Origin of the sequence: Delftia sp. SD018 (assembly GCF_017355445.1) — a bacterium.
Classification (GTDB): domain Bacteria; phylum Pseudomonadota; class Gammaproteobacteria; order Burkholderiales; family Burkholderiaceae_C; genus Comamonas; species Comamonas acidovorans.
The window spans coordinates 52,719-76,552 of sequence record NZ_JADDRN010000015.1; the positions used below are offsets into that span (position 1 = coordinate 52,719).

Sequence of the window (23,834 nt, forward strand, 5' to 3'; positions counted from 1 at the left end):
TCAGAACCGCTCGGCGCACAGCGCCTGCCACTGCAGGATCTCGATCTCGCCGCGCTGCACCCGGATGAGGCCGCGCGCCTGCAGGCCCTGCAGCAGCACGTTGGTGGTCTGGCGTGAGATCGACAGCATGCGCGCCAGTTGCTCCTGCGTGATATCCAGGCGCGGCCGGGCCGGCACATCGTCCAGCCGCTCGCCGTAGCCACGCGCCATGGCCACCAGGCGGCGCGCCAGGCGCTGGGGTGCGGGCAGCAGGGCCAGGTCCTCCAGCGCCGCGAAGGCCGCCCGCATGCGCCCCGACATCAGCACGCCCAGGTCATGCCAGTGCGCGGGGTGCTGCCGCAGCCAGTCCAGCAGCGGCTGGCGTGGCACCTGCAGCACCACGCTGGGCTCCATGGCGTGGGCATCATGGGTGCGCGGCGAACCGTCGAACAGCGCGATCTCGCCAAACCAGGTGGCCGGTCCCATGCGCGTGAGCAGCGCCTCGCGCGCCTGCTCGCTCTGGCCACCCACACCGGAGAAACCGATGCTGCCCCGGACCACGGCGAACAGCCCGCCCTCCAGCGCATCGCCGCGCAGGAACAGGGCTTCGCCCGTCTCCAGGCTGCGCGGCTGGGCCAGCGCCAGCAGCAAATCGGCAAACTGCGGCGCCAGTGCGCTGAACCAGCGGCCGGCGCGCAGCGTGGGCAGGTAGGAAGAGGCGAGGGAAGCTTGCATAGAAAGGGATGTCGGGTGGCTGACAGACACAGCCGGCGGGCCTGCGTATTTTCGCCGCTGACATCGAACATGCCAGGAGACCTTTCCATGCAAGCCTCACACCCCCTGCCCCGCGCGCTGGCGCGCCCTTCCCGCCTGCTGGCCAGCCTGGCCACAGCCGCTTTGCTGGGCGCTTGCGCCCACGGCAGCCTGCCCGTCTCCGACATGGCCAGGCCCCAGCCGGCCAGCGCCGCCACGCGCGCGGCCCAGCAGGCGGCCTTGGCGCAGCAGCCGCTGGACGATGCGCAGGCCATGGAGGACGCCCGGCGCGGCCTGATCGCACCGGCCGACACCCTGGTCGTGCGCAATGCCCAGGGCCGTCCCATCTGGAGCATGCAGTCCTATGCCTTCCTGGAGCAGGACCAGGCGCCCGACACCGTGCACCCCGCGCTGTGGCGCCAGGCCCAGCGCAACCGCGTCAGCGGCCTGTTCCAGGTGACGGACGGGCTCTACCAGGTGCGCGGCCTGGACCTGTCGAACATGAGCATCATCGAGGGCGAGACCGGCCTGATCGTGGTCGATCCGCTGATGTACACCGAGACCGCCCAGGCCGCCATGGACCTGTACTTCCAGCACCGCCCGCGCAAGCCCGTGGTGGCCGTCGTCTACTCGCACAGCCATGTGGACCATTTCGGCGGCGTGCGCGGCGTGGTGCGCCAGGAAGAGGTGGATGCAGGCCGCGTGCAGGTCATCGCCCCGGCGGGCTTCATGGCCGAGGCCGTGGGCGAGAACGTGATCGCCGGCCACGCCATGGGCCGGCGCGCGCTCTACCAGTTCGGCATGCTGCTGCCGCGCGATGCCAGGGGACAGGTGGACGCAGGGCTGGGCAAGGCGGGTGCGCCCGGCACCATGGGACTGATCGCGCCCACGCGCGTGATCGACAAGCCGCGCGAGACCCTGCGCATCGACGGCGTGGACATCGAGTTCGCGCTCACGCCCGGGGCCGAGGCGCCGGCCGAGATGATCATGTACTACCCCCAGCTCAAAGTGCTGAACATGGCCGAGATCGCCGTGCACACCCAGCACAACCTGCTGCCGCTGCGCGGCGCCCAGGTGCGCGATGCGCTGGGCTGGTCCCGCCACCTGAACGACGCCCTGCACGCCTATGGTGGCAAGGCCGAGATCATGATTGCCCAGCACCACTGGCCGGTCTGGGGCCAGCCCCGGCTGCAGCACCTGCTGGCCGGCCAGCGCGACACCTACAAATACCTGCACGACCAGACCGTGCGCCTCATGAACCACGGCTACGTGGGTTCGGAGATCGCCGAGATGCTGAAGATGCCCGAATCCCTGGCCCGCGACGGCGCAACGCATGCCTTCTACGGCCACCTGCGCCACAACATCCGCGCCATCTACCAGCATTACCTGGGCTACTACGAAGGCAACCCGGCCCAGCTGGAGGCGCTGCCGCCCGTGCCCGCCGCACGCAAGACCGTGGAATACATGGGGGGCGCCGACGCCGTGCTGCGCCGTGCGCAGGCCGACTACGAGCGCGGCGAATACCGCTGGGTGGCGCAGATCGCCTCGCAGCTGGTCTTTGCCGACCCGGCCAACCAGGCCGCGCGCCGCCTGGCGGCCAATGCCTATGAACAGCTGGGCTACCAGATGGAGTCGGCCACGGCCCGCAACGCCTTCCTGCAGGGTGCGGCGGAGCTGCGCCAGGGCGTGCCCCAGCTGCCCAGGCCCGGCAGCACCGCGCGCGATCTGGTGCGCAGCCTGCCGCTGGAGATGTTCTTCGACTACCTGGGCGTGCGGCTGGACGCCGGCAAGGCCGCAGGCCAGCGCATCGTGCTCAACTGGACCTTCACCGACACCGGCGAGCAACGCAGCCTGAACCTGGAGAACAGCGCCCTCACCCAGAGCCCGGGCCTTGCGCCCGCCGCCCATGCCAGCCTGCGCCTGACGCGCGCCACGCTGGACGCCATTGCAGGCCAGGAGACCACGATGGCCGAGGCCATCAAGAGCGGCCAGCTGCGCATCGAGGGCGACGCCTCCAAGGTGACGGCGCTCATGTCCATGCTGGACCGCTTCGACAGCGTGTTCCCCATGGTGGAGCCACGCCCCGAGCGGGCCGCTCAGTAACCGTGCTGGGCGCGGAAGTCGCGCGCCTTGCCGAAGTGCCCGTTGCCGATGAAGGGCACGGGCGGGCGCAGCGCCGACAGAGGCGAGGGATGGTTGCTGGTCAGCACCAGATGGCCCCGGTCGGCCGGAATGAAGGCGCGCTTGGACTGCGCATGGCTGCCCCAGAGCATGAAGACCACGGGGCGCGCGCCCTGGGCGATGTGCCGGATCACTGCATCGGTCAGCAGCTCCCAGCCCTTGCCCGAGTGGCTGGCCGCCTGGCCTTCCTCCACCGTGAGACAGGTGTTGAGCAGCAGCACGCCGTTCCTGGCCCACTTGACCAGGCTGCCGCCCGGGTTGGGGAACGGCGGGAAGGGCACGCCCAGGTCACGCTGCATCTCCTTGAAGATGTTCTGCAGCGAGGGCGGCATGCGCACGCCCGGCGCCACCGAGAACGACAGGCCTTCGGCCTGCCCCCGGCCGTGGTAGGGGTCCTGCCCCAGGATGACCACGCGCACTTCCTCGGGCGGGGTCAGATCCAGCGCGCGCAGCGGCTGGGGCGGAAAGATCACGGCGCCGGCTTCCAGGCGCTGGTGCAGAAAGGTCAGCAGCTGCTGGCCCGTGGCACCCGCGAAGAAGTCCTCGACCAGGGGCTGCCAGTCGGGCGCAACGGGCCAGTCGGCGGGATCGGCGGATTGGAGTTGGTCGGCTTGCGCCGGGGCGATTGCGTCGTCTTGAAGGGCCATGGCGGATGGGGCACCAGCGCACGCATGGCGCGCGATGGTGGTTCCTCGAAGGTACGAAAGAAACGGGAATGCACCGGCGCGCGGCCGGTGCATTGATGTCCTGAGGATACCCGCAGTCGCACAGCCGCCCGGCGTGTGCGACATGCACGTCAGCGCATCAGCGCGTCCGGCGGCGCCGGCGCATTGCCGCCATGGCCAGCAGCACCGAGGCCGATGTGCCCGCCAGACCCGCGAGGTTCCACACGGGAATGGCTGCAGCAGAGGTCGCCGCCATCACCATCAGACCACCCGGATCGACCACCACGCCATTGGCCTGCAGGTCATCGTCGCCCAGGCCACCGTCCTGGACTTCCAGGGTGTAGGTATTGGCCGAGGTCACCTTGAAGCCATCGTTGAATTCATACCAGTGCGGTGCCGGGTTGGCCGCCGTGGGACCGTACTTCCAGTACTGGGCACCCGCAGGCAGGGCCTGCGGCATGGTGACACTGAGCTTCAGCGTCGCGCCTGAGTTGCAGCCCGACGAGCGCAGGTCCAGCACACCCAGCGGATAGGCCGCTGCACCCTGGGGCGGCGCCGTGGGCAGGCTTTGCGCACGCACCAGCGATGCCGATTGCAGGCTGCAGCCGCTGGCCGGATTGCTGACGGTCAGCGTCGCGCTGCCGCCTTGCAGGGTCGAGATGGTGGTGGCGCCAGCGACAGGGGCGTTGACCGTCAGGGGCTGCGAGGCGGGCCCCGCACCGCTGCTGGACTGTGCCGCCACGCTGCAGTTGTAGGCCACGCCGGGTGTCAGGCCGTTGACCGCCACCGTCGGAGTGCTGGACGTGCCCATCAGCACCGCGCCGCCACCTTGCGGGACACATTGCGCCACATAGCCCGTGACCGTCTGGCCGGGGATGGAGGCCACCGGATCGAAGGTCAGCTGCACGGCCGTGCCCTGCGCGAAAAAGCCCGTATCGGCAGGTGGCTGAAGTGCGCCCGGAACGCTGCCGGACCAGACGCTCATCGCATCCACGCCGAAGAACAGGCTTTGCCGGTTGTCCACCTCGGCAATGCGCAGGCGCACGGTCTGGCCCGCGTAGGCCGACAGGTCGAACTGCAGCGACTGGTAGCCGCTGCCGCTGTCCGAAGGACCGGGCGCCGTGGCCGGCGGCCACTGGAAGACATTGGCCAGCACACCGGCGCCCAGGCTGTCGGGCGCGGCGGCAGGGTTCATGACGTCGATGCGCACCTGCTGGTTGGGCGCAGCCACCGTGTAGTCAAGCGTGGCCGGCGCCGCAGCGACCTTGGCCGCATTCTGGACATGGACGCGGGCGCTCAGCGTGGCCGGGCTGCCCGCCGGAATGGCGACGTCCTGGTAGAGCACATGGCTGCCGGGGCCGGGCTGGTCGCTCATGAGGGCAAACGCCCCGTCGGGAGGTGCAGGCACGGCCACGGGCGTGATGGCGCCTTTGGTGCCTTGCTGGGCGGCGAAGCCGCCCTTGGAGCCGGCCTGGGACACGGATTGCCAGCCCGTGAAAACCAGGGAACCCGGACCGGAGTTCTGCTCGAAACTGCCGTTGGCCAGCAGTTCGGCGGCCTGCGCCGGGCCCAGGGCCGCAAACACCGCAAGCCCCAGACAGGACTTGCGGGCAACGCCTTTTACGCTGTGCATGATGCTGCCTTGCGCCGATCAGCGTTCGTAGACGGTGTCGGTGGGCGCGCTGTCCTGGGTGTTGCCCATGACCCGGTTGTTGTTGAACGAGGTGATCTTCCCGCCAGCCACAGCGTTGAACGCCTTGTCATTGCCGAACACCGTGGTGTTGGACAGGTAGACCTGGGCGGTCGTGCTCTGGACACTGATGGCGGCGCGTTCCGGCTCGCCCTGTGCTGGCACTGCATTGCCCAGCAATTGCGAGCGTTGCACCAGAACAGACACAGAAGTAGCGCTCGTCTCGACCTTGACCGCCGCCTGCGTGAAGCCCTGAATCCTGACGTTGTCCAGCACCACTTTGCCTGCCTGGAAGATTCTGACGCCGAACGTTCCTGTGCCGTTGCCGACGATGTCCAGATCCCGCAGCACCACGGTGTCAGAAACACCCGCGTTGATGGTGATGCCCGCGCTACCGGAGACCAGCACGCCGGCAAGCACGCCTGTGCCGTCCACCTGCATGGACTTGGTGATGGTGACTCCACCGACGCCCGCAGGATCCAGCACGTTGATCTCGCCGTTGGCGGCCGTCCTGGCGATGGCCCCCGCAAACGTCTTGCAGGGAGCCGTGCGGCTGCAGGGGTTGACGTCATCGCCCACGCCCGAGACCCAGGTGCGCGTGGCCTGTGCCCAGGCGCCGGACGATGCCAGCGTGGCCGATGCGCAAACGATGAGGGCAGCCCAGCCGCGGCTGGACAGGAAAGGGGCACGGGGCATGAACGACATCGGAGTCTCCGTAGGCGATGGGCTGCGGCCATGTTGCCGGATCGGCATTTCATGCGCATTGTCAATAATTATCATGCAAACGAAAAACTTTTAGAAACACTATTTGCACAAAAAAAGCCCGCACGCATGGCTGCGGCGGGCTGCTTCGGTGGCGCACCACCGAGGGACCGATCCGGTCTTGGCTTCAGGCAAACAGCTTGGCCAGCGCCTCTCCCGGCTCCTTGGCGCGCATGAAGGCCTCGCCCACCAGGAAGCTGTGGATGCCGGCATCGCGCATGGCCTTGACGTCCTCGCGGCTGCCGATGCCCGACTCGGTGACCAGCAGGCGGTCGGCGGGCACGTTCTTTTGCAGGTCCAGCGTGGTCTGGATGCTGACCTCGAAGCTGCGCAGGTTGCGGTTGTTGATGCCCACCAGCGGCGTCTTGAGCCGCAGGGCGCGGTCCAGCTCGGCGCCGTCATGGACCTCGACCAGCACGGCCATGTCCAGGCTGTGGGCGATCTGTTCCATCTCGGCCATCTGCGCGTCGTCCAGGCAGGCGGCGATCAGCAGCACGCAGTCGGCGCCCATGGCCCGCGATTCGTAGATCTGGTAGGGATCGACCATGAAGTCCTTGCGCAGCACGGGCAGGTGGCAGCTGGCGCGCGCCTGCTTGAGATAGTCCACGCTGCCCTGGAAGAACTGCTTGTCGGTCAGCACCGAGAGGCAGGCGGCGCTGACGCCCTTGCCGTCGCCATCGGCATAGCTTTGCGCGATGTCGGCGGGGATGAAGTCCTCGCGGATCACGCCCTTGCTGGGGCTGGCCTTCTTGATCTCGGCGATCACGCCGGCATGGCCGGCGGCGATCTTGGCGCGCAGCGCGCCCACGAAGTCGCGCGTGAGCACGCGGCTTTCGGCGTCGCGGCGCATGTCCGCGAAGGGCATGCGCTTCTGGGCGGCGGCCACTTCCTGCACTTTCACGTCGCAGATTTGCTTGAGGATGTCGGACACGTTGCTTTCCTTGGTTTCTTGTATTCGGTGGTCGATGGGGGCTGCGCGGCTCAGGCCGTCAGCCGGGCCGTGTAGGCCACGAGTTCGTTGAGCTTGGCCAAGGCCGCGCCGCTGTCCAGCGCCGCCTGGGCGCGGGCCATGCCGTCCTCGATGCTGGAGGCCACGTTGGCCGCATACAGGGCGGCACCCGCGTTCAGGCAGACGATGTCGCGCGCGGCACTCTTCTCGCCATGAAGCACGCCCAGCAGCATGGCCTTGGATTCCTCGGGATTGTCCACCTTGAAGGCGCGCGTGCCCACCATGCGCAGGCCGAAGTCCTCGGGATGGATCTCGTACTCGCGCACCACGCCGTCCTTGAGCTCGCCCACCAGGGTGCCCGCGCCCAGGCTGATCTCGTCCAGGCCGTCGCGGCCATAGACCACGATGGCGTGCTCGGCGCCCAGGCGCTGCAGCGCGCGCACCTGGATGCCGACCAGGTCCTCGTGGAACACGCCCATGAGGATGTTGGGCGCGCTGGCCGGATTGGTCAGCGGACCCAGGATGTTGAAGATGGTGCGCACGCCCAGCTCCTTGCGCACGGGCGCCACGTTCTTCATGGCCGGGTGGTGGTTGGGCGCGAACATGAAGCCGATGCCCACGTCGGCGATGCTGCGCGCGATCTGCTCGGGGCTGAGCTGGATGTTGACGCCCAGCGCCTCCATGGCGTCGGCGCTGCCGCTCTTGCTGCTGACGCTGCGCCCGCCGTGCTTGCTGACCTTGCCGCCCGCCGCCGCGATCACGAAGATGGAGCAGGTGGAGATGTTGAAGGTGTTGGCGCCGTCGCCGCCCGTGCCCACGATGTCCACCAGGTGGCGCTTGTCCTCCACATGGACCTTGTTGGAGAACTCGCGCATGACCTCGGCCGCGGCCGTGATCTCGCCGATGGTCTCCTTCTTCACGCGCAGGCCGGTGACGATGGCGGCCGTCATCACGGGCGACAGCTCGCCGCGCATGATCAGGCGCATCAGGTGCAGCATCTCGTCGTGGAAGATTTCGCGGTGCTCGATGGTGCGCTGCAGCGCTTCCTGGGGGGTGATCTGGGTCATTGCGGTGTCTCGGTTGGGTGCCGGCCTGCTCAGGCCTTCTGTTCCAGGAAATTCTTGAGCATGGCGTGGCCATGCTCGGTGAGGATGCTCTCGGGGTGGAATTGCACGCCCTCGATGGCCAGGCTGGTGTGGCGCACGCCCTGGATCTCGCCGTCCTCGCTGGTGGCCGTGATCTCCAGGCATTCGGGCAGGCTGGAGCGCGCAATGGCCAGCGAGTGGTAGCGGTTGACCGTGAACTGCTCGGGCAGGTCGGCGAACACGCCCTTGCGGTCGGTGGTGATGACGCTGGTCTTGCCATGCATCTGCTGGCCCGCGCGCACGATGTCGCCGCCGAAGGCCGCGCCAATGCTCTGGTGGCCCAGGCACACGCCCAGGATGGGCAGGCGGCCCGCGAAGTGCTGGATGGCGGCCACGGAAATGCCGGCTTCCGCCGGCGAGCAGGGGCCGGGCGAGATCACCAGGCGGTCGATCTTCTCGCGCTCGACCAGGGCGATCACCTCGTCCAGCGTGGCCTCGTCATTGCGCACCACGGTGACATCGGCACCCAGCTCGCCGAAGTACTGGACGATGTTGTAGGTGAAGCTGTCGTAGTTGTCGATCATCAGCAGTCTGGTCATACCGGCTCCTGGGTCTCAAAGGGAAAAACGGGTGGCGCGGGCATGCCGCAGCGAAGGCTGGCGCGGGAATGCGCGCAATGCTGCCTGGGTCTGGAAGGGGGAATCTGAGGGCATCTGGGCAATCTCCTGGGTTCTGGGAGCCGCCGTGCCGGGGAGCCATCTGCTGGGTGAGCCTTGCTGCCGTCACGGCGGCAAGGCGCGGTACGCAACCGCAACGACGTGCCGCTTCCTTATTGGAAGCGCCACCACTGTGCAACGATGATCGAAACGGGCGTACCGTTCATGGCTGTCTTGGATCGAGAGTTCAGGTGTCTGGAAGACGGGAATGCAGCAGGCTGCATGGCGAAGCATGCTAACACAGGGTCCGCGCAGCGTGGCGGGACGACCCTGCGGGCGCCTCACTTCAGGAAATCCGGCTGGTCGAACTTCTGCTTCAAAAAACGGCCATTGGCCAGCAGCGCCTGCGCATCGCTGGCCGCCACATGGGCCACCACCTGCTGCATCTGCCCGGCCAGCAGCGCCAGTTGCTCGGTCAGCAGTTGCCTGGGCGTCTTGCCGTCCTGCACGGGCTGGGTGACACGGAACAGCGGCGGCAGCGCCGCATAGTGCGACAGCGTGGCGGGCAGGTACTCCAGCACCGTCTCGCGCACAGTGAACAGGCCGTCGTTGAAGACCGGGCCGGCCTCGGCCAGCGAGGGCAGCACCTCGTGCACCGAGCCGCGCACGCTGTCCAGGTGCTTTTGCATCTCGGGCGTGAGCATCGGGCGGGCTTTTTGCACCAGCTCGTCGATGCGTTCGCGGATGTCCTCGGCGCTCCAGTGCTGCTGCAGCGCCCGCTCGAAGCTGGCGCCCGCGGGCTGCAGGGCCCAGCCCAGCAGCAGGCCCGCGACGTACAGCCCCAGCGTGATCCAGCCCCAGCCGCCGCCGATCACGCCGGCAAACAGCAGCACCGGCCCCAGCAGGGCCAGCGCCAGGCCGGCGAGGTTGCCGTTGCCGTAGAAGAAAAGCTGCAGGCGGCGCATCAGGCGGGTCCCATCGGTGGCGGCGCTGTCACTGGTAGCCCCGGATTTCCTTGAACACCAGCGGCAGTCCGCTCTTGCCGGTGTTGCGCGCATCGAAGGCGCGCCCGCCCGTCAGCGCGGCCAGGGCCTGCATTTCGCCGGACTGCGCCTCGCCAAAGATGATGGGAAAGACGCGCACCAGCGGCGCGCCGCCGTCGCGCGCCATGCGCTGCTCGCGCTCGAACGCGGCCCAGTCGCGGCCGGCCGTGTTGGCGCCATCGGTCAGCAGCACGATGCTGACGAAGCGCTCGGGATCGGCCCGCAGTTCCTGGCGTGCCTGCTGCTGGGCCAGCGTGAGCGCGTCGTAGATGGCCGTGCCGCCGTCGGCCACCAGGCTGTCGGCATAGGCCAGCACCTGGGCGCTTGCGGCCTGCAGGTCGCCCGCCGCGAACTGCACGCGCGCGGGCTGGCCGACCAGGCCCGAGAACGGAATCAGCAGCACGCGCTCGCGCGCCTGGAAGGCGGCGTAGCGCTGGCTGGCGGCCGATGCCTCGGCGCCGGACAGCAGCTTGAGCGCCTCCTTCATCTGCGCCAGCCGCGCACCCTTCATGGAGCCGCTCACGTCCAGCACGAAGATGCTGGTGGCCGGGCGGCGCAGATCGCTCTGGTAGGCCGAGAGCACGGCATCGATCACCTCCAGCCGGTTCGGAAAGCTCAGCTCCACCACGGGCGCCGTGGGCAGCGCCGGGCTGGCCTGTGCCTCGGGGCTGGCGGGGCGCAGCTGGGCCTGGCGCAGCGGCTGGCCCTGGAAGGCGGGGGCCTTGAACTGGGCGACCAGCTTGTCATAGTCTGCGCGCCGCGCAGCGTTGAGCAGCATCAGCGGATAGTCGGCCGAGATCACGCCGTCGCGCGGGTAGACCAGGGTGAGCCGGTCGGCGGCGGGCAGCTTCTCGTTCAGGCGCAGGATCACGGCCTCGTAGTTGACCAGCGCATCGACGGCGCCGGGCTCGCGCTCGAAGGCCTCGGCCAGCCAGCCGGAGCTGCCTGCCGTGAGCTTCTGGCCCGACAGAAAATCCTTGAGCACCTTGGCGTTGACCTCCCTGGCGTCCAGGTCCTCGGTCTTGCCGGCCACGGCCGAGGCCACGGCGAACAGCGCGCTCATGCCGGTGTTGGAGCTGGCCGGATTGGTCATGCCGTAGCGCAGCCGGCCCTGGGCGGCAGCGCGTGCGATGTCGGTCCAGGTGGGCGGTGCCTTGTCCCAGCCCAGCTTTTGCAGCACGGGGGCCTTCACGCCCAGGGCCACGCGCGAGTAGAAAAGCTTTTCACGCGCCAGAGGCTTGTTCGCCAGCGCCAGCGCGGGATAGGCGCCATTGGGCGGCAGGATGGCGTCGTACTGCTCGCCCGCATTGATGCGCTCGACCATCTCCAGCGTGCCCGCATAGCTGAGCTTGAGCGGCACGCCCGCCGCCGTGGCGGCCTGCTCCAGCGCGGGCGCCACGTCCTTGAGTTCGGAGCCGGCCAGCACGGTGAATGCACCCTGGGGAGCGGCGGACGGATCGGACTTGGCGGCGGCCTGCGGCGCGGGTTCGGGCGACTTGCCGCAGCCGGCCAGGGCCAGCGCAAGGCCCAGCAGCCACCAGGCCGCCAGGCGCCGGAACATGCTCACAGCACCACCTCGCCGGCGGGCGCCTGCAGCGCCTCGCGCACGTCCTCGCGGCGGCTCTTTTCCAGATAGGCGCGGGACTTGTCCACCTCCTGCGACAGCGTGTCCACCGTGGTCTGCATGGAGGCCAGGGCCTTGACCTTGAAGTCGGCCATGGCGTCCATGGTCTGGTAGATGTTGCCGAAGGCCTGCTGCAGCCTGGCGATGTCGATGGTGCTGCTGGCCGCCTGCTCGTGGATCTTCCCGCTTTGCTCGCGCAGCAGCTCGCTGGTGCCGGCGATCAGGTTGCCCGTGGTGGTGTTCAGCGCCGTGATCTGGTCCAGCACCAGCTTCTGGTTGGCCAGCGCCTGCGCCACGATGACGGCCGTGCGCAGCGCGGAGACCGTGGTGGTGGTCGCGCGGTCCACGCCCTTGGCCAGTTCGAGGTTGTTCTTGCGCACCAGGTCCAGCGCCAGGTAGCCCTGCACGTTCACCGCCATCTGGGTGAGCAGGTCGGTGACCTTCTGGCGTGCGTAGAACAGCATGTCCTCGCGCACCACGCGCGCCTTTTCCGGGTCGCTGGCGTCCAGCTGTGCCGCCTTGGCCTCCAGCGCCGCGTCCAGCTTCTTGCCGATGTGGATGTATTTCTCCAGCCGCTCCATCAGGCCCCACAGGTTGGCCTTTTCCTGCTCGATGGCGGCGTTGTCGCGCAGCAGCTCATCCTTGCCGCGCTTGAGGCTGTCGATGATGGCGTTCAGGTGGCTCTGGCTGGACTGGAACTTGTCGAAGTAGTCCACCAGCCTGTTGCCCATGGGGATCAGGCCCAGCAGCTTGCGCGGCTTGAACAGGTCGTCCTGGCGCGAGGGGTCCAGCGCCTCCACCTGGCGGCGCAGGTCGATCAGGCCCTGGCCGATCTGGCTGCCCTGGTCGAACAGGCCGTTGTTCAGCGTCTTGACGGGGCGCTCCAGCATGCGGTTGGAGACGGCGGCAGCGGCCTGCACCTCCTTGTTGCCCATGCCGTGGATGCGCTCGACCGCGCCCTTGAAGGCGGGCGACTGGCTGTCGTTGGCGGTGATGTCGTCGATGAACTGCGCCACCTGCGCGTCCAGCTGCTGCACTTCCTCGGCCTTGAGGCGGACCTTGCCGCTGGCCGACTCGATGGGCACGGGCAGGGCGGGCGCAGGCGGCTCCAGCACGAAATCCTGCTCCTGTGCAGGCACGGCCACGGCGGCGCTGGCAGCGGTGGTCTGGGGGGTGTTGCTCATCGGTTGCTCCTGGAACGTTCGGTCATTTGAAGCGCTGCTCCATGTCCACGATCATTCGCTCCAGCCACTCCTGGCTGGGCGGTTCGATCACATCCACCAGCTGCGCGGGCGCCTGCACGCCCTGCCCGGCCCAGCGCTCGGGCCCGTGCGTGTCGCCGCCGGTGCGAAAGCCGTATTCCTGCGCCAATGCGCGCAGTTGCGGATCGGATTCGAGCAGCTGGCCCACGCGATCGCCCGCAGGCGTGTAGGGCACGAGCACATGCTTGGAATACAGCGTGGGCTGTGGGTAGAGCATCACCATCTCGCCGCTCCTGCGCTGCGGGTGGCGCAGCAGGAACTCCACCAGCTGCGATTCATAGGCCACCAGCAGCGGCGCCTTGCCCATGCCCAGGGCCAGGTAGTCCTCGAAGGGGCCGGCCGACGAGCTTTCCTGGAAGCCCTGGCGCAAAAACAGCGGCGCCACCTGGGGCATCACGCGCTCCAGGTCGGCCGGGCTCTGCACCACCTGCTGGCCGTTGAGCACATAGCTGGCCAGCGCCAGGTACATGGCGGCGCTGTTGGAGCTGCGCACATCGGTGCTGGCGGGCAGCACGGCCTTGCCGGTGGCAAAGGCGCCGGAGGCCTTCAGGTCACGCCAGCGCGTGCCCTTGCCGGCCATGGCCAGCAGGGCGGGAAGATCGGTCACGTAAAAGAAGTCGCCCTGCTTTTGCACAACGCCGTTGGCGATCAGGATCTCGGCAATGGGCCGCCAGCTGGCGAACACGATGGGCGTGTAGAACGGCGTATAGACCGTGCCGGCCCTGGCCGCCGCCTTGAGCTGGGCCGCAGCCGGCGCCCCCGAGGGAAAGCCGAAGTCGTACTGCTTGGGGTCGTAGCTGTTGGCAATGCTGCGCGAGCCGGCCTTTTGCACCGTCACCGTCACGCCGTGGCGCGCCAGCACGTCGCGCACGCGCTCGTCCTGGAAGAAGGCTTCCTTCTCGGAGCCGATCAGGCCGCGTGCCGTCACGGACTGCTGCTGCGTCAGCTGCGCCTGGCGGTCCTGCACCAGGGCCGTGCGCGAGTACCAGACGCCGCCGCCCACGGCCGCCAGCAGCAGCGCCGCCAGCCCCGCCGCCAAAGCACGGCGCGCGTTCATTGAGAGGCTCCGCCCTGGATGACGGCAAGATGAAATTCGGTCATGAACGCGCGGGCCGTTGTCATGTCTTGTTCAAAAAAACTTCTTATACGGAAGTTTTGTGACACAACGACGACACGCGGCCCGGCCCGCGCCGCGACTACCTCAGCGCGAGTTGCTCAGTGAAGCTGCGCCCACCGGGCGTTTCGCGGTGCTGCTGGGTGCGGTGCTCCACCAGCTGGTCCCACGTCTGCATCTGGCGCTCTTGCGTCTTGCGCAGCGCGCCGGTGACCTGCTTGCCGGCTGTCTCGATCAGCGTGGTGATGGTGCGGCTGTCCTGCACCTTGGTCAGGTCATAGTTGCCCGACTGCAAATCCAGCATGCTGCGGTTGCGCGCCTTTTTGGATTCGGCGTTCAGGGACTCGGTCACCACCTGGGCGATCGACTCGCCCTCCCTGCCGCGGGACTGCCGGGTGGTCTTCTGGCCCACCTGGTACTCGGCGCGGCCGATTTCGGTCACGGCGCCGAATTCATTGGTGTTCTCGAAGTCACCGCTGAAGCTGGCCTGGAAATCGGCCAGGCCGCTTTGCAGGGACTGCACGGAACGCTCCAGCCCGGAGAGCGCGACGATGGCGCCCGGCGCGGCCGGCGCCTGCGCGTTGTGCAGCTGACTGAAGGCACTCTTGAACATGTCCACCAGCGCCGCATCCGCACGGCCACGCTGCGCGGCGGCATCAAAGCGCTTCAGATGCTGGTCCAGCGCGGCCTGGCGCTGCGAAGCGCTGGCGCCCACGGGGGCATCGGACTCCAGGTTGACGGCCAGCTCGCCCGCCGCGCCCTTCATCGCCACCGATCGGCCATCGGCGCCCACATGCAGGCTGAACGAGGACAGGGGCTGCGAAGGCTTGGGGTTCTTGATGTCCAGGTCCAGGCCGGACAGCACGCTGCGGTCGAAGTCCATCAGCTTGCCCAGTTCCAGCTGGGGCTTGCCCGGCTTTCCCAGGCCTTCCAGCGCTTCGTCCAGCCCGTCGGCCAGCTGGGCAATGGCCGCGCTCTCGGCCTGGCTCAAGGTGCCGGAACTCTTGACCTCGACCCGCAGCCCGCTGCTGCTGCCCGCTTCGCTGCCGTCGTTCGTGGCAATCCGCAGCTCCACGGTCTGGCCCGATTGCGTGCGGATCTTCAGGCTCACGGTGGCAGCGCCCACGGACACATCGCTCAGTGCGGACTTGTCCAGGGCCTGCGCATCCGCGCTGCCTGCGACGGAGTCGGCCGCCGTGGGCGCCTGGTACTCCGCCACCGTCTGTTGGTAGTCCGACGGCGTGGCCGCAAAGCGCGACAGCAGGGCGCCGCCCAGGCCGCGCCAGCGGTCGGCCAGGCTGGCCGACGGACCCAGGCCCAGGTTGCGCGCCATCAGGGTGCTGATGTCGTCCCTGTCTTGCGAGGCCCAGGCCCGGGTCAGCCTGAACTGGCCCAGTTCCACGGGCTGCGGTTTGGCATAGATGACGCTGGACCCTGTGGACTGGCCCAGCGTGACCTGCGTGCCCGGGTCGGCGGGTGCAGCGGGTGCAGCAGCTGCCGTGGTCGCTGACGACCTCACGGACACCGTGGGCCGCATGCCCGCTGCGCTGGCGGCAAAGCTGGCGCCGGTGGATGAAATGCTGGTCATGGATTGATCGTCTTCCTTCGGTCTTGTCTTGACTGAATGGCGGCCCCAGGCCTTTGCAGGCAGGGGATTTTCTCTGTTCATGGACCATCGGCAGATTTCCGATTTTCTTTACCCCCCGTGCACCAATATGGTGTGAAAACCTTGTATTCATTGAAATCCGGCCAATACAGGGAATGTTTGGCTGTTGGCGCAAAAAGACGCCATTGCCCTACTGGACGCAGCGACCGGCGGCAAGCGACATCCTCTCAGTGACGCCGCCCTCTTTGACCTGAGTCAAGACTATGGAGTGAACTGCATCGATATAACGAAACGGCATCGCCAAAATCGGTCGCTGCAGTGCAACATAGATAGAATGAAAAAGACCAGGAGACGATATTGGCATGCAAACCTTTGATTTGCATGCATCAAAACAAGCTATCAAAAGCTTCGTAGTCACAGGAAATACAAACATTCGCCGTGGCGCATATGTCGGCAATGCCGCGCCATGCCCCGTGATTCCTGACGAAGCCGCCCCAAGGCGGCCTGTTTCCCGGCAGACCTTCTGATCTGGAGCATTCGAGATGACGCTATTGGCTGGCAAAAAGGGCCTGATCGTCGGCATCGCCAACCGCGACAGCATTGCCTGGGCCTGTGCCCGGGCCATGCATGCGGCGGGCGCCGAGATCGGCGCGACCTGGCAGAACGACAAGGCCCGTGTGCATGTGGAGCCCCTGCTCGACGAGATCGGTGCCGAGCTGCGCATGCCGCTGGACGTGGGCGACGACGAGCAGATGCGCGCACTGTTCGATGCCGCCGCCGTGCGCTGGGGCCGGCTGGACTTCGTGCTGCACGCCGTGGCCTACGCCCCGCGCAAGGACCTGCAGGGCCGCGTGGTGGACAGCTCCCGCGAGGGCTTTGCGCTGGCCATGGACATCTCCTGCCACTCCTTCATCCGCATGGCCCACCTGGCCGAGCCGCTGATGGCCGCCAGCGGCGGCAGCCTCATGACGCTGAGCTACCTGGGCGCCAGCGAGGTCATGCAGCACTACGGAATCATGGGCCCGGTCAAGGCCGCGCTGGAGTCCACCACGCGCTACCTGGCGGCCGAGCTCGGCCCCTCGCGCATCCGCGTCAATGCCGTCTCGCCCGGGCCCATCGCCACGCGCGCGGCCTCGGGCATTGCCGCGTTCGATGAACTGGTGGCCGACAGCGTGCGCCGCTCGCCCATCGCCGGCGAGCTGCGGCCCGACGACGTGGGGCCGCTGTGCGCCTTCCTGGCCTCGGACGGGGCGCGCGCCATCACGGGCTGCACGCTGTATGTCGATGGCGGCCACCACATCCTCAACTAGCGGCTGCCGCACCGGCACCCCGCAGCACTGCAGATGACCCTCCCATTCCCCCGAACCGCCGCCGCCGCGCTGGCAGCCGCACTGGCCGCCGCACTGGCAGGATGTGCCTCCCTGGCGCCGCCGCACGAGCCGCCGCCCCTGCCCACGCCCGAGGCCTGGCCTGCCCATCTGCAGGCGGGCGCCCAGGGTGTCGCCGCCGCCGGCCTGCCCTGGCGCGACTACTTCACCGACCCCGCGCTGCGCCAGCTGATCGCCACCGCGCTGGAGCACAACCGCGACCTGCGCGTGGCCGCGCTGCGCGCCGAAGAGGCGCGCGCGGCCTTCCAGATCCAGCGCTCCGAGCTGTTCCCGGCCATTGGCGTGGGCGGCCAGGCCGCACGGGCGCGCGTGCCTGGCGACCTCAACCTCTCGGGCCGCTCCGTGGTCAGCGGCGAGTACCGCGCCGAAGTCGGCTTCAGCAGCTGGGAGCTGGACCTGTGGGGCCGCGTGCGCAGCCTCAAGGACGCGGCCCTGCAGACCTGGCTGGCCAGCGATGCGGGCCGCCACGCCGTGCAGACCGCGCTGATCGCCCAGGTGGCCGACGGCTACCTGGGCCTGCGCGAGCTGGACGAGCGCGTGGCCATTGCGCGCGAGACGCTGACCACGCGCCAGGAATCCTTTCGCATCTTCACGCGCCGCGAGGCCGTGGGCGCCAGCTCGCGCCTGCAGCTGGCCCAGGTCCAGACCCTGCTGACCCAGGCCCAGGCCCTGCTGGCCCAGCTGGAGCTGGCACGCGCGCAGCAGCTGCACGCCCTGGCCCAGCTGGTCGGCGCCCACCCGGGCCCGCTGCCCGCCGCCGCACCCTTTGACGACGCCCTGGTGCTGGCCGAGCTGCGGCCGGGCCTGCCCTCGGAACTGCTCACGGCGCGGCCCGACATTGCCGCGGCCGAGCACCAGCTGCGCGCGGCCCGGGCCCAGATCGGCGCGGCGCGCGCCGCCTTCTTCCCGCGCATTGCGCTCACGGCCCGCTGGGGCACGGCCAGCGCCGAACTCGACGGCCTGTTCGACGGCGGCAGCCGCGCCTGGGCCTTCGTGCCCACGGTGTCCCTGCCCATCTTCGACGGCGGCCGGCGCCGCGCCAACCTGGAGCTGGGCGAGATCCGCAGCGACATGGCCGTGGCCCAGTACGAGAAAGCCATCCAGACCGCCTTCCGCGAGGTGGCCGATGGCCTGGCCGCGCGCCGCTGGCTGTCCGAACAGATCACCGTGCAGCGCACCGCCGTGCAGGCCCAGGCCGAGCGTGCGCGGCTGGCGCAACTGCGCTACGACAACGGCTCGGCCGCCTACCTGGAGGTGCTGGACGCCCAGCGCGACCTGCTGGCCGCACGCCAGCAACTGGTGCAGGCGCGGCGCGCCCTGCTGTCCAGCCAGGTGGGCCTGTATGCCGCCCTGGGCGGCGGCAGCGGGGCTGAACCTGCCGCGCTGCCCGCCACCCTGCCGGCCACGCCTGCCGATCCCCCGAATTCCTGAAGCCTCCGGACCCGCCCATGGACAAGAACACCTCTCTGAAGAACAAGATCGTGCCGATCGCCGCCGTGGCGGTCCTGGCCCTCGTGGCCTGGTGGGCCTGGAAGACCTTCACGCCCAAGGGCCCGGGAGAGGGCTTCGTCGGCAGCAACGGCCGGGTCGAGGCCACCGAGATCGACATCTCCACCAAGCTGCCCGGCCGCGTGGAGGAAATCCTGGTGCGCGAGGGCGACTTCGTGCAGGCCGGCCAGCCCGTGGCGCGCATGCAGATCGACACCCTGCGCGCCCAGCGCCAGGAAGCCGACGCCATGCGCCAGCAGGCCGAGCACAGCGTGGCCGCGGCCGAGGCCCAGGTCACCCTGCGCCGCAGCGACCTGGCCGCCGCCCAGGCCCTGATCGTGCAGCGCGAGACCGAGGTGGACGCCGCGCAGCGCCGCTTCAAGCGCTCGGAAACGCTGGCGCGCGAGGGCGCCTCCTCGGTGCAGGAGCTCGATGACGACCGCGCCCGCGTGCGCGGCAGCGAGGCGGCACTGGCCGCCACGCGCGCCCAGGCCGCCGCTGCGCAGGCCGCCGTGAAGGCGGCCGAGGCCCAGGTGGTGGGCGTGCGCTCCCAGGTGCAGGCCGCCACGGCCACGGTGGCGCGCGTGCAGGCCGACATCGACGACGGCGTGCTCAAGGCCCCGCGCGACGGCCGCGTGCAGCTGCGCGTGGCCCAGCCCGGCGAAGTGCTGGGCGCAGGCGGGCGCGTGCTCAACCTGCTGGACCTGTCCGATGTCTACATGACCTTCTTCGTGCCGGAAACTGCAGCCGGGCGCATCGCACTGGGCAGCGAGGTGCGCCTGGTGCTGGACGCCGCGCCCGAGTACGTGATTCCGGCCCGCGTCTCCTTCGTCGCCAGCCAGGCCCAGTTCACGCCCAAGACCGTGGAGACCGCCAGCGAGCGCCAGAAGCTGATGTTCCGCGTGCGCGCCCAGATCCCGCCGGAGCTGCTGCGCCGCCATCTGGAACAGGTCAAGACCGGCGTGCCCGGCATGGCCTGGCTGCGCACCGATGCCAGCCATGAGTGGCCCGCCAAACTGGCCATCAAGCTGCCAGCCCAGCCCGCGCAATGAGCGAGAGCACGACGCCCCATGCCAGCGGCTGGGTCGTGCGCCTGAAGGGCGTGCACCAGCGCTATGGCCAGGTCGAGGCGCTGGCGGGCATCGAACTGGACATTCCCGAAGGCCGCATGGTCGGCCTGATCGGGCCGGACGGCGTGGGCAAGTCCAGCCTCATGGCGCTGATCTCCGGGGCGCGCAAGATCCAGGAAGGCAGCGTCGAGGTGCTGGGCGGCGACATGGCCCAGCGCCGGCACCGCGAGGCCGTCTGCCCGCGCGTGGCCTACATGCCGCAGGGCCTGGGGCGCAACCTCTATCCCACGCTGTCGGTGGAGGAGAACCTGCAGTTCTTCGCGCGCCTGTTCGGCCATGACGCGGCCGAGCGGCGCCGGCGCATCGACGATCTCACCCAGGCCACGGGCCTGCGCAAATTCCTGGAGCGGCCGGCCGGCAAGCTGTCGGGCGGCATGAAGCAGAAGCTGGGCCTGTGCTGCGCGCTGATCCACGACCCCGACCTGCTCATTCTTGACGAGCCCACCACGGGCGTGGACCCGCTGGCGCGCGCCCAGTTCTGGGACCTGATCGCGCGCATCCGCCGCCAGCGCCCCGGCATGAGCGTGCTGGTGGCCACGGCCTACATGGACGAGGCCCAGCGCTTCGACTGGCTGGTGGCCATGGACGAGGGCCGCGTGCTGGCCACGGGCACGCCGGCCGAGCTGCTGCAGCGCACGGACAGCCGCTCGCTGGAAGAGGCCTTCATCGCCCTGCTGCCCGAAGAGAAAAAGCGCGGCCATGCGCCCGTGACCATCGCCCCCCTGCCCGAGGGCGGCGAGGACGACATCGCCATCGAGGCCAGGGACCTGACCATGCGCTTTGGCGACTTCGTCGCCGTGGACCATGTGTCCTTCCGCATCCGCCGCGGCGAGATCTTCGGCTTCCTGGGCTCCAACGGCTGCGGCAAGAGCACCACCATGAAGATGCTGACCGGCCTGCTGCCGGCCAGCGAGGGCCAGGCCTGGCTGTTCGGCCAGCCCGTGGACCCGCGCGACATCGACACGCGCCGCCGCGTGGGCTACATGACCCAGGCGTTCTCGCTGTACGGCGAGCTGACCGTGCACCAGAACCTGGTGCTGCATGCGCGCCTGTTCGGCGTGCCCGAGGCGGACATTCCCGCGCGCGTGGCCGAGATGCTGCAGCGCTTCGACCTGCAGGCCGCGCAGCACAGCCTGCCGGCCGCCCTGCCGCTGGGCATGCGCCAGCGCCTGTCGCTGGCCGTGGCCATGGTGCACAAGCCCGAGCTGCTCATCCTGGACGAGCCCACCTCGGGCGTGGACCCCGTGGCGCGCGACGGCTTCTGGCGCCTGCTGGTGGAGCTGTCGCGGCGCGACCGCGTGACCATCTTCATCTCCACCCACTTCATGAACGAGGCCGAGCGCTGCGACCGCATGTCCATGATGCATGCGGGCAAGGTGCTGGACAGCGACACGCCCGCGCGCCTGGTGGCCAAGCGCGGCGCGGCCACGCTGGAGGAAGCCTTCATCGGCTACCTGGTCGAGGCCGGTGGCGGCGAGGCCCCGGCCGAGGAACAGCAGGCCGCACCGGCCGCCCCCGCTGCCGTGGAAACGCACACCGCGCGCCGCCGCCATTTCAGCGCCCAGCGCATGCTCAGCTATGTCTGGCGCGAAGCGCTGGAGCTGCAGCGCGACCCGGTGCGCGCCACGCTGGCCCTGGTGGGCTCGCTGATCCTGATGTTCGTGATGGGCTACGGCATCAGCCTGGACGTGGAGGACCTGCGCTTTGCCGTGCTGGACCGCGACCAGACCACCATCAGCCGCAGCTATGCGATGAGCCTGTCGGGCTCGCGCTACTTCATAGAGCAGCCGCCGCTGACCGACTACGACGCACTGGACCGCCGCATGCGCAGCGGCGAGCTGACCCTGGCCATCGAGATCCCGCCGGGCTTTGCGCGCGACGTGCTGCGCGGCGGCTCCGTGCAGGTGGGCGCCTGGTTCGACGGCGCCATGCCCACGCGCGCCGAGACCGTGCGCGGCTACCTGCAGGGCATACACCAGCACTGGCTGACCGAGCAGGCGCGCGAGCGCCTGGGTGTGACGCCGGCCGGCCTGATCGACATCCAGACGCGCTTTCGCTACAACCCCGACGTGCGCAGCCTGCCGGCCATGGTGCCGGCCGTCATGCCCCTGCTGCTGCTGCTTTTGCCGGCCATGCTGACGGCGCTGGCCGTGGTGCGCGAGAAGGAAAGCGGCTCCATCACCAACCTCTACGTCACGCCGGTCACTCGCACCGAATTCCTGCTGGGCAAGCAACTGCCCTATGTGGTGCTGGCCATGCTGAACTTCCTGCTGATGTGCCTGATGGCCGTCACCCTGTTCGGCGTTCCCGTGACGGGCAGCTTTGCCACGCTGGCCCTGGCGGCGCTGATCTTCAGCGGCGCCTCCACGGGCTTCGGCCTGCTGGCCTCCACGCTGACGCGCAGCCAGATCGCCTCGATGTTCCTGGTGCTGATCGGCACGCTGATCCCCACCACGCAGTTCGCGGGCCTGGTCGATCCCGTGTCCTCGCTGGAGGGGGCGGGCCGCATCATCGGCGAGGTCTACCCGGCCAGCCACATGATCGCCATCAGCCGCGGCGTGTTCAGCAAGGCGCTGGGATTTCGGGAGCTGGCCGGCTCGTTCGGGCCGCTGCTGCTGTCCGTGCCGGTGATCCTGGGCCTGGCCATTGCACTGACCAGAAAGCAGGAGAGCTGACATGCGCACCCGCCTTTTCTCCAACATCTACCGGCTGGGCGTCAAGGAGCTGTGGAGCCTGTGGCGCGACCCCGTGCTGCTGGTGCTCATCGCCTATGTGTTCACGGTCTCCATCTACACGGCGGCCACGGCCATGCCCGAGAGCCTGCACAACGCGCCCATCGCCATCGTGGACGAGGACGGCTCGCCGCTGTCGCAGCGCATCGCGGGCGCCTTCTATCCGCCGCAGTTCGCGCCGCCGGCCATGATCGATCGCACGCAGATGGACCCGGGCATGGACTCTGGCACCTACACCTTCGTGCTCAACATCCCGCCCAACTTCCAGCGCGACGTGCTGGCGGGCCGCGCCCCCGAGCTGCAGCTGAACGTGGATGCCACGCGCATGAGCCAGGCCTTCACGGGCAACAGCTATGTGCAGCAGATCGTCACGGCCGAGGTCAGCGAGTTCGTGCGGCGCTTTCGGGGCGCCACTGCCCTGCCCGTGGACCTGGTGGTGCGCGCGCGCTTCAATCCCGCGCTGGACAAGGTCTGGTTCGGCGGGCTGATGCAGATCATCAACAACGTGACCATGCTGTCCATCATCCTCACGGGCGCGGCCCTGATCCGCGAGCGCGAGCACGGCACGGTGGAGCACCTGCTGGTCATGCCGGTGACACCGACCGAGATCATGCTGGCCAAGATATGGTCCATGGGACTGGTCGTGCTGGTCACCGCCTTTGCCTCGCTCAACCTCGTGGTGCGCGGCGCCCTGGGCGTTCCCATCGAAGGCTCGCTGCCGCTGTTCCTGGCGGGGGCCGCGCTGTGCCTGTTCGCCACAACGTCGCTGGGGATCTTCCTTGCCACGCTGGCGCGCAACATGCCACAGTTCGGCATGCTGCTGGTGCTCGTGCTGCTGCCGCTGCAGCTGCTGTCGGGCGCCATGACGCCGCGCGAAAGCATGCCCGAGCTGGTGCAGAACATCATGCTGGCCGCGCCGACCACCCACTTTGTCGAGCTGTCGCAGGCCATCCTCTACCGCGGAGCGGGGCTGGACGTGGTCTGGAAGCCTTTCCTCGCGCTGGCCGCGATCGGCTCCGTGCTGTTCGCCCTCACGCTCACCCGTTTTCGCAAGACCATCAGCCAGATGGCCTGATTTCGTTCCCGCCGCCAAGGCATCTTTCCATCTCAACCAGCAAGGAGTTTCATATGAGCGCACAGACCATTCCCCTCCATCTGCTCAAGGCACAGCTTGAACTGCAGCTGCACCTGAGCCGGCTGCTGCAGGAAAGCGGCCAACAGTGGCTGGAGCATGCCGCACGCAACGGCCCCGAGCGCATCGCCGAGACCGGCAGCGAGATCGAGGGCGTGCAGCAGACCAGCAGCTGGCAGGAGCTGGCCACCCTGCCCGCCCAGGCCTTCTGGCGCCACGCCCACCTGCGCATGGGCCATGCCCAGGCCCTGGCCCAGACCGCCATGGCCAGCCAGATGACCCTGGCCCAGGGCGTGCAGCAGGCCGTGCACGACTGGCAGCAACAGGTGGCAGCCACGCTGGGCAACAGCACCCAGGGCGCAGCCGACACCGCCGTGCCGTGGAGCGACCTGCTCGCCCGCTGGACCTCGGCCGTGCAGTCCGTGGCCCAGCCCGCCCATGCGGCGCAGCAGCCCATTGCAGCAGCCGCCGCCGAAACGGCCCGCGACACCACAGCCCAGGGCTGACAGGCCCCAAGGAAGCCGCCACGCGGTCCCGCAGGTTCGGGGCCGCATGGGCGCGGGGCGGCCATCCGCACCCAGCCACAAGCAATCAC

Annotated in this window: 20 protein-coding genes; 8 read left to right on the plus strand and 12 right to left on the minus strand. The window is 68.9% G+C overall.

Annotated features, from left to right (window positions below):
* A complete protein-coding gene (locus INR38_RS16160) occupies positions 1-714 on the minus strand; it encodes a Crp/Fnr family transcriptional regulator (protein WP_099734942.1) in 714 nt (237 codons plus the stop codon).
* An 87-nt stretch (positions 715-801) separates the two neighbouring features.
* Here INR38_RS16160 and INR38_RS16165 point away from each other — a divergent pair, with 87 nt between their 5' ends.
* The gene (locus INR38_RS16165; RefSeq protein ID WP_207443007.1) at positions 802-2,835 is read left to right on the plus strand and encodes an alkyl sulfatase dimerization domain-containing protein; all 2,034 of its coding nucleotides are present in this window, start codon (positions 802-804) and stop codon (positions 2,833-2,835) included.
* On the opposite strand, the gene INR38_RS16170 is transcribed toward INR38_RS16165, so the two are convergent.
* From INR38_RS16170 to INR38_RS16220, 11 genes are all read right to left on the minus strand, one after another.
* Positions 2,829-3,560, minus strand: coding sequence for a uracil-DNA glycosylase (locus INR38_RS16170; RefSeq protein WP_099752553.1), 732 nt, complete (start codon positions 3,558-3,560; stop codon positions 2,829-2,831). The two genes, INR38_RS16165 and INR38_RS16170, sit on opposite strands and share 7 nt — an antisense overlap.
* Before the next feature lie 157 nt (positions 3,561-3,717).
* Positions 3,718-5,211 carry a fibronectin type III domain-containing protein gene (locus INR38_RS16175; RefSeq protein ID WP_081816123.1) on the minus strand — a complete coding sequence of 498 codons (1,494 nt, stop codon included), beginning with the start codon at positions 5,209-5,211 and terminating at the stop codon, positions 3,718-3,720.
* An 18-nt stretch (positions 5,212-5,229) separates the two neighbouring features.
* Positions 5,230-5,973 carry a hypothetical protein gene (locus tag INR38_RS16180; RefSeq protein WP_052155277.1) on the minus strand — a complete coding sequence of 248 codons (744 nt, stop codon included), beginning with the start codon at positions 5,971-5,973 and terminating at the stop codon, positions 5,230-5,232.
* Between the two features lie 184 nt (positions 5,974-6,157).
* A complete protein-coding gene (gene trpC, locus INR38_RS16185) occupies positions 6,158-6,961 on the minus strand; it encodes an indole-3-glycerol phosphate synthase TrpC (protein ID WP_065347113.1) in 804 nt (267 codons plus the stop codon).
* Positions 6,962-7,011: 50 nt separating this feature from the next.
* On the minus strand, positions 7,012-8,046 hold the full coding sequence (trpD, locus tag INR38_RS16190) for an anthranilate phosphoribosyltransferase (protein ID WP_013804671.1): 1,035 nt from the start codon (positions 8,044-8,046) through the stop codon (positions 7,012-7,014).
* A 29-nt stretch (positions 8,047-8,075) separates the two neighbouring features.
* On the minus strand, positions 8,076-8,663 hold the full coding sequence (locus INR38_RS16195; protein ID WP_012202700.1) for an aminodeoxychorismate/anthranilate synthase component II: 588 nt from the start codon (positions 8,661-8,663) through the stop codon (positions 8,076-8,078).
* A gap of 398 nt (positions 8,664-9,061) precedes the next feature.
* Entirely contained in the window at positions 9,062-9,685 is a 624-nt protein-coding gene (locus INR38_RS16200; RefSeq protein WP_207443006.1) for a hypothetical protein, read from the minus strand.
* Between the two features lie 28 nt (positions 9,686-9,713).
* Entirely contained in the window at positions 9,714-11,324 is a 1,611-nt protein-coding gene (locus INR38_RS16205; RefSeq protein WP_207443008.1) for a VWA domain-containing protein, read from the minus strand.
* A gap of 2 nt (positions 11,325-11,326) precedes the next feature.
* Entirely contained in the window at positions 11,327-12,571 is a 1,245-nt protein-coding gene (locus INR38_RS16210; RefSeq protein ID WP_192367502.1) for a toxic anion resistance protein, read from the minus strand.
* A 22-nt stretch (positions 12,572-12,593) separates the two neighbouring features.
* Positions 12,594-13,706 carry a hypothetical protein gene (locus INR38_RS16215; protein WP_192367503.1) on the minus strand — a complete coding sequence of 371 codons (1,113 nt, stop codon included), beginning with the start codon at positions 13,704-13,706 and terminating at the stop codon, positions 12,594-12,596.
* Positions 13,707-13,845: 139 nt separating this feature from the next.
* Positions 13,846-15,351 carry a hypothetical protein gene (locus INR38_RS16220; protein ID WP_207443005.1) on the minus strand — a complete coding sequence of 502 codons (1,506 nt, stop codon included), beginning with the start codon at positions 15,349-15,351 and terminating at the stop codon, positions 13,846-13,848.
* 380 nt (positions 15,352-15,731) lie between these two features.
* On the opposite strand from INR38_RS16220, the gene INR38_RS16225 reads away from it, so the two are divergent.
* The 7 genes from INR38_RS16225 to INR38_RS16255 are packed head-to-tail and all read left to right on the plus strand — an operon-like array spanning position 15,732 to position 23,745.
* Positions 15,732-15,896 carry a hypothetical protein gene (locus INR38_RS16225; RefSeq protein ID WP_155294163.1) on the plus strand — a complete coding sequence of 55 codons (165 nt, stop codon included), beginning with the start codon at positions 15,732-15,734 and terminating at the stop codon, positions 15,894-15,896.
* Between the two features lie 15 nt (positions 15,897-15,911).
* The gene (gene fabI / locus INR38_RS16230) at positions 15,912-16,679 is read left to right on the plus strand and encodes an enoyl-ACP reductase FabI (protein ID WP_207443004.1); all 768 of its coding nucleotides are present in this window, start codon (positions 15,912-15,914) and stop codon (positions 16,677-16,679) included.
* Positions 16,680-16,712: 33 nt separating this feature from the next.
* Positions 16,713-18,188 (plus strand): efflux transporter outer membrane subunit, encoded by a 1,476-nt coding sequence (locus INR38_RS16235; protein ID WP_096914605.1) that lies wholly within the window; start codon positions 16,713-16,715, stop codon positions 18,186-18,188.
* Positions 18,189-18,205: 17 nt separating this feature from the next.
* Positions 18,206-19,297: an HlyD family efflux transporter periplasmic adaptor subunit gene (locus INR38_RS16240; protein WP_207443003.1), complete on the plus strand. Its 1,092-nt coding sequence runs from the start codon at positions 18,206-18,208 to the stop codon at positions 19,295-19,297.
* Positions 19,294-22,050, plus strand: a complete 2,757-nt coding sequence (rbbA, locus tag INR38_RS16245) for a ribosome-associated ATPase/putative transporter RbbA (RefSeq protein ID WP_207443002.1) — start codon at positions 19,294-19,296, stop codon at positions 22,048-22,050. The genes INR38_RS16240 and rbbA overlap by 4 nt, the downstream gene beginning before the upstream one ends.
* Before the next feature lies 1 nt (position 22,051).
* Positions 22,052-23,182, plus strand: coding sequence for an ABC transporter permease (locus tag INR38_RS16250; protein WP_012202690.1), 1,131 nt, complete (start codon positions 22,052-22,054; stop codon positions 23,180-23,182).
* 53 nt (positions 23,183-23,235) lie between these two features.
* Positions 23,236-23,745 carry a hypothetical protein gene (locus INR38_RS16255; RefSeq protein ID WP_034389636.1) on the plus strand — a complete coding sequence of 170 codons (510 nt, stop codon included), beginning with the start codon at positions 23,236-23,238 and terminating at the stop codon, positions 23,743-23,745.
* Positions 23,746-23,834 lie beyond the last annotated feature (89 nt).